The following is a 6,279-nucleotide window of genomic DNA, read 5'->3' as shown; positions in this document are numbered from 1 at the left end:
TGCCACCCTAGATCCGCCGTAATCTGGGGAAATCGGGGGGAACCGGGGACACGGAACGTCCCCCATTTTTCTCTGAACCGCTGGCGGCCAAAATGGGGTCAGTCCCGTCTGTCCCCAGATTGCCCTTTGTCCCCAGATGGTGCCCCGGGGCACCTGAATTGGCTTGAACTAAGGCTTGTCCAACTGAATCCACTTGTATGTGTCATCTGATTGCCTAACGCATATTAGTGGTTTGTCCGCTTCCTTACCGCCGCCCTTTTCTACGTAGAAGGTTCCCCGGCTGGCTGTTCTGCATGTTGGTTTCGGACCTGTGGATACGTCCTGGAAGCCAACGGGGGAGAGGCTGGATACCGGTCGCGGGTCCCCGATGAGAGTGCGTTGAAAGAGAAACGGTGGCGAACCATCCACGCAGATGGCCACCTTGGCCCCTTTTGCCAGTATCGAAGGCGGACACCCAGCGTTGGCTAAGCTGACTGAGCTTGGTTCTGTACCCGTAGTTTCGAGGCTATGCGCCCTCAGCGTACGGTTACCCAGGTCAACAACATCCTTCTTCACGCTGGTGAGTTCCTCTTGTACTTTGCGAATTTTGATGTTCACTTGCTTATAATTGTCTATGTCTGACTGAATTTGTGCTGCTTCTTCTTTGAGGCTGGCGGTCGTTCGCCGCACTGCATCAATATCCACCTTCGCTTCTGCCACAGAGGTGGCAATCTCAACTTTTGCTGTCTTCACGGCCTGCCGGACATCGAGGTAGCTCCAGCCCAACAATAAAGCAAATAAAGCTACTATCACACCCACGGTATTCCGAACCCACCCAGCCCACTTCATTAGCCGCTCAGCGACGGACTCAGTGATTTCCATCTCGATCGCGTGGCGGTCACGGAGGCCTCGCTTACGCACGGTTTCATCCAGTGTGTACCCAAGTTCTGCTCCACACTGACCGCAGAGACGACTGCCGTCTGGGTTGGCGGCTTTGCACTCGATACAGTCCATAAGATCACCTCATCCACAAAGGTAACGGCCACGTTCAGAGTGTATCTCTGGCGGCCATTTCGACGCTGCTTCAAGTGGCGAGGCCTTCATAAATCCTTCCCACAGTCTCGGCTTGGGGCGGAATCTGGGGACAGACGTTGACAACGGCGAGGTCAATAACCCCTCGGTGGGCACTGAAAAATTTCTGGCAACCTCACTCGACAAGCAACACGGTTTGAGAAATACTCGGCTGAGAGGTGCTGCCATGTTTGAAAGTTTCGATGAGTTTGCAGAACAAAAATCGCAGGAGGTGGAGGGCCGTAAGGTTATCGAACGAGAGACAAAGCCTGAATGGGCGATGCTCAAAGGGTTAACGGAAAGTCTGGCCTTGGATGGTAAAGGAATTGATCCACACAAGTTCGAGTGGGCCTCGGGCGGTGCGCCCCGCCTCATTCTTGACCATGTTGCAGCTTCGTTCCTGCACCGTGAGAGAAATGGACTCCCGCAGGACTGCCGTGTTCGTTTTGATCGTAGACCGCCCGGTCTCGGCAAAATGTATCTCGAAGAAGAATCCCCTCTAACCCCTGTGGTTTGGGATTTGAAGCCAGTCGCTGTGGATGAGCATGTGTGTTGGTTTATTGCCGAATTGGGTGACGCGCCTCTTTCCTCGTCGGAACTGGCAGACCAAATTGCAGTTCAACTTGCCAAGTTTCATCTTGCCTACAAAAGGCACTATGAGCATTGGTCGCCCGGTGAGACCGGGTAGGCCGCTCGCGGCTCAACTGCGTTGCGTGTGCGACACTGGCCCGGAATAATTTCCGGGTTGCCCGTTAACCGACCAGAACGTCGTTCAGTGACGGAAAGCCTGCATATCGTTGCCAATCTCCCTGGCCGATGACGCAGCACTCTGGCTGGTGCTTGAACCGCCTAATGAATTGCTCGCCGGACGCGTGTTCTGCTGGGGAGCGAGGTGTGCAGCGTTGCGGAGCCGGTACCATGCGTTGAGTGGCGAGGCGGCTCTTGACCAGAATCTGGGGACAGGAGGAATCTGGGGAAAGAGGAATCCGGGGACGGAAGGAATCCGGGGGATCGACCATCACAGGCCTAAAGAAATCCTGACTTGCTCTTGCACCCTTTCGAACGTCGCTTCCGACAATCGCCCAATCGCTGGGTATTGAAGCAGGGTTTTCTCTAAAGTAGTGACCTGATCGCACTTGGCCCAACAGTCCGAGTTCAGCCCACCGTCCCCAGCTCTAATGGGAACGCGCATGCTGAACTTCGCATGCTCGACCGTGGTGAGCCCCACCACGCAAACATCCGGGGCGTGCCGGTTCAACGCGCCGATGGAGAGGATAACAGCGGGCCGCCGCTTGGTCCCAAGGGAAACCAGATAGACCTCTCCACGCCGGGGATGAACGGGGAAGTGTGCCATCAGTCCCGGTCAAACGTACGCAACGCTGCTTCTTGAAAATCCTGCGTACCCTTTCGGCGTTTTCCTGGCGCAGCCGCAAAGAAGGCAGCCGCCTCAGCTTCCAACTTTTCATCCCGCTCTTGAATTATGGCGCGCCTGAGCAACGCATTCACACGTTCACTGGCGGAACGGTCCCCCTTGGTGCTTGCCACGTACTCATCAATCTCAGGGTCGATGGTGTAAGTCTTAATCATCCTAGTAGCTGTCTTCATAGCATATTACGTAGTTTTTATACTAGTATTCCTGAGATCCCCTGTCAAGAGCGGCATGCGTGTGCGGCACTGGCCCGGAATAATTTCCGGGTTACCGGTGACTCGTTCCCTACGCCAGACGCCGGCCTCCAGCGCGCTTCGCGCGCGAAGCCCAGGTGCTGGCGTCGCTGAACCACCCCAACATCGCAGCGATTTACGGAGTAGAAGACCGCGCACTCGTAGCTTTCCATCGCGCACCGCAGTCGTGTAAAATCTCAGTGAACGCACGGAAAGCCCTGTGGCTACCCGTTCCTGATTCAAGCTGTTGCAAATAAAAGAGATGGCGGCGTAGCTCAGGTGGCTAGAGCGACGGTCTCATAATCCGTAGGTCCGTGGTTCGAGTCCACGCGCCGCCACCAAATTCCTTCCGGCACTTTCAAGGGATCTGCTTTCCAAACGACACCGGGGCTGAAGCCCGCCTCTATTCATGACGCTTTACGCGGCACTGAAGCGCCGCTCTTCCACGGTACTCTTCCATGTGCTCTTCCATAGTCTCTGCCGCACGCCTGTGGTTGCGGCCTCACAGCGCGGCCAGGCGGCGTTGGACAAACAGGAAGTAGAGCGCCAGTAAAATCAGCAGAAATCCATTCACGCCCAGCACGACGGGCGCGCTATACATGGGGACAAGCCATCCCGAGAGCAGGTTCCCCATGGGCATGCCGCCGCGGAAGGCGAAGTTGTAGACGCTCATGACGCGTCCGCGCATTTCGTTGGTGGTGATCAGTTGCACCAGCGAATTTACCGTGGCGAATACGGCCATCATCGAAGCGCCCACCGTCACCAGAACCACGCTGCTCACGGGCAGTGACTTGGAAAGAGCGAAGGCGGAGATTCCCGCGCCCAGGCACATCAGAGCCGCGAGGGCGACGAGTCCTTTCTTGCGTATGTTGCCCGCGCTCGCAATGGCCAGCGAGCCGATGATGGAACCGAGGCCCATGAGGGCGAGCAGATTGCCGAAAGCTTCCGGGCCGCGATGGAAAATGTCCTTCACGAACACGGGGATGTAGGTGCGCATCGGCATGCCTAGCGTGGTCATGCAGAAGGCCAGCATAATCAGCGCTTCCATCGAGCCCTGTTTGCGCGTGAAGCGAATGCCCTCTTTCAGGCTCGTAAACATGGACTCCGCAGTCTTTACTGGCAGGAAGCGGGCCTTAATGAACGAGAGCGACAGGATGGGAGCCAGAAACGACAGCGCGTTTAGCCCAAAGCACCACTGCTCGCCCAGCTTTGCCAAAGCCTGCCCGGCAAGCGCCGGACCAACCATCACGGCCACGTTGAACTGAATGGAATTCAGTGCGATGGCGTTCGGCATGTCTTCTTTCTCGACCAGCGTGGGAATCAGCGCCGAGTAGGCCGGCGCGCCGAACGCCTGGGCGGTGCCGGAAAGAAACGAGAGGCAAAGAATGTGCCAGACGTGCACCACACCAGTGGCCACCAGCACAGTGAGCACTGCAGCACTGAACATCTGCACATATTGCGAGCCCAGCAGAATCTTCCGGCGCTCCACCCGATCGGCAATCACGCCGGTGAAAAGAGAAAAAAGAAAAAGGGGCAGACCGACCAGAACCTGATCCAAGGCTAGTAAGCGCGGGTTGTGACTGAGCCGGTAAATCAGCCAGCCTTGGGCTACGATCTGCATCCAAGTACCAATGCTGGAGGCACAGGCGCCAAACCACATCAGGCGGAAATCGCGATATTGGAATGCTTTAAAAATTCGGCCGAACAATCAAACGTCTCCAGAGGCTCAGAAAAGCCTAACACGCGATCTCCGTTGATCTGATGCCGGGGCAATTATTATTGACTCTTGATACAGAATTGCCTGCGGTCCACACCACCAGGACTTTTTCTAGAACGCTAAAACTATAAATGCGGCCTGAAGCCGCGGCCACGCAGGCGAATGCGCATGGTCCAGGCAGCCAGCGAGATCCCGCAGCAAGCCTCGACAAACAGCTTGCCACCATCCAACAGGTCAACCTTGCTGGTCGAAAGTGCAGTATCCGTAAACATGCTGTGAATAAACATCAGAACGAACGCGGGAAACACCAGGTAATGCAGCTTTCTCCATAACGGGCGAGCCATGCGCAATCGAAAAATGGATGTGAGGATAACCATCAACAGCACATACCACGCGGCCGCTCCCACAGTATTGAGCGTTGGTTGCACGGGAGAGCGGATCGGAAACAGCACATCCACGAAACCGAAATGAGCGGAGCCTTTAAGCAACAGCACGGCGGGATGCAGAACGATCAGCAGCAGAACCAAGTATGCGGTCCAATTGTGAAGACGGAAAATATTGATATGGCGATGCGGCCATAACCGCAAAGGACTGTAGCGCAACGCGATCAATAGCCCCAAGAGCATGTTGACCGTAGCTGTGCCGACGGCGGCGAGCCCAAGGTAGGCACAGGCGTCGAGAATGGACATTTGAAGTTGGATGCAAGTTATCCGAATTCCAATGCATTTTGAAAATACAGCATTCGCAACAAAACATATGTGAGGTGAGCTGGATCGTTCCTACTCGTATCTCAGAGCTTCGATGGGATCAAGGCGCGAAGCGCGCAGGGCGGGGATCATGCCGCTGATCAGGCCGACCACTGTCAGAATCAACGTTGCCACGATTAATATGCCGGGGGCGATGACCAGGCGGATGTCGCCAGCTTCACCATTCTTCGCGATCGCACTATAAAGAGTGAGGCGTCCAACGGAGAGAGACACGGCGTAGGCCAGGACGATTCCCAGTAATCCTCCGATAAAGGTAATCGTCAGAGCTTCGGCAAGAAACTGCAGCAGGATGTCCGCGCGGCGTGCGCCCAGCGCCTTTTCCACGCCAATCTCTCGAGTCCGCTGTGTCACCGAGACCAGCATAATGTTCATCAAACCCACGCCGCCGATGCCCAGGGTCAACGTGCCAATGAAGCCCAGAAGAATTTTCAGCCCTATGGTGATGACTTCGAATTGGTGAACCTGTTCCATCAGATTGAAAATGCGCAGAGCGCGGCGATCGGTTTGATTGAACTTGTGATCTGCGGCCAGCACCTCGCGCGCCGATTGCTCCAACTTTTCATACTCCGGCGTCTCGTAGTTAAACCAGATGGAATCCAGATAGTGCGTGTCCTTCAGATCGCTCATCGTGGTGAAAGGCACGTAGATGGCGCGGTTGATGTCGTCATCGCCCTCCTGCATTTTGGCGCTCAGGATGCCGACTATTTCGAAGCTCAGGCCATCGATGCGGATGCGCTCACCCAGCGCGTTGCGGCCGGAAAACAGTTTCTCCTTGGCCTCGGACCCAATCACTGCGACGCGGGCGCGCTGCATCTGGTCCTGCATGTTGTAGAAGCGCCCGGTACCCAGTTTCAGGGCACGGACCGAATCGACGTTGGGATAGTTTCCCGTAACTTCGAAGGTGAAGGTCCGCGTGTCGAACTGGATGTTGCACTGCTTGCCGACCTCGGGAGTGATGTGGGTAATTTGCGGGAGATTGGTGGTGAGAGTATCGACATCGTCCATCGTAAAACGGACTTGTGCGCCCGCCTTCTGTCCGCCCGCCTGCATGGAGGTGCGGCCCGGCACCAGAATCATCAGCTT

General features: G+C 56.0%; 7 protein-coding genes, 1 tRNA gene and 1 pseudogene. 3 read left to right on the top strand and 6 right to left on the bottom strand.

The features are described from left to right. Positions 1-168: 168 nt before the first annotated feature. Both VK738_20595 and VK738_20590 read right to left on the bottom strand, forming a co-directional pair. A complete protein-coding gene (locus VK738_20595) occupies positions 169-792 on the bottom strand; it encodes a hypothetical protein (protein ID HTD25060.1) in 624 nt (207 codons plus the stop codon). A 35-nt stretch (positions 793-827) separates the two neighbouring features. Then, positions 828-1,067, bottom strand: a complete 240-nt coding sequence (locus VK738_20590; GenBank protein HTD25059.1) for a hypothetical protein — start codon at positions 1,065-1,067, stop codon at positions 828-830. Positions 1,068-1,159: 92 nt separating this feature from the next. On the opposite strand from VK738_20590, the gene VK738_20585 reads away from it, so the two are divergent. Then, positions 1,160-1,738: a hypothetical protein gene (locus tag VK738_20585; protein HTD25058.1), complete on the top strand. Its 579-nt coding sequence runs from the start codon at positions 1,160-1,162 to the stop codon at positions 1,736-1,738. Between the two features lie 665 nt (positions 1,739-2,403). Here the strand turns inward: VK738_20585 and VK738_20580 are convergent. Next, entirely contained in the window at positions 2,404-2,637 is a 234-nt protein-coding gene (locus tag VK738_20580; protein HTD25057.1) for a hypothetical protein, read from the bottom strand. 149 nt (positions 2,638-2,786) lie between these two features. Between VK738_20580 and VK738_20575 the strand changes: the two are divergent. Together VK738_20575 and VK738_20570 are read left to right on the top strand one after the other, a co-directional pair. Then, positions 2,787-2,864 (top strand): annotated as a pseudogene (locus VK738_20575) (peroxiredoxin-like (seleno)protein). Positions 2,865-2,976: 112 nt separating this feature from the next. Further along, positions 2,977-3,053: transfer RNA gene (locus VK738_20570), tRNA-Met, on the top strand. A gap of 161 nt (positions 3,054-3,214) precedes the next feature. Here VK738_20570 and VK738_20565 read toward each other — a convergent pair. The 3 genes from VK738_20565 to VK738_20555 all read right to left on the bottom strand — a co-directional run. Beyond that, positions 3,215-4,420: an MFS transporter gene (locus tag VK738_20565; GenBank protein ID HTD25056.1), complete on the bottom strand. Its 1,206-nt coding sequence runs from the start codon at positions 4,418-4,420 to the stop codon at positions 3,215-3,217. A gap of 134 nt (positions 4,421-4,554) precedes the next feature. Further along, the gene (locus VK738_20560) at positions 4,555-5,118 is read right to left on the bottom strand and encodes a ferric reductase-like transmembrane domain-containing protein (protein ID HTD25055.1); all 564 of its coding nucleotides are present in this window, start codon (positions 5,116-5,118) and stop codon (positions 4,555-4,557) included. A 90-nt stretch (positions 5,119-5,208) separates the two neighbouring features. Next, on the bottom strand, positions 5,209-6,279 hold a 1,071-nt coding region (locus VK738_20555), incomplete at its 5' end, for an ABC transporter permease (GenBank protein ID HTD25054.1).

This window comes from Terriglobales bacterium, from assembly GCA_035487355.1.
Taxonomy (GTDB): domain Bacteria; phylum Acidobacteriota; class Terriglobia; order Terriglobales; family Acidobacteriaceae; genus QIAW01.
This window is presented reverse-complemented; position numbering and strand designations above follow the sequence as displayed.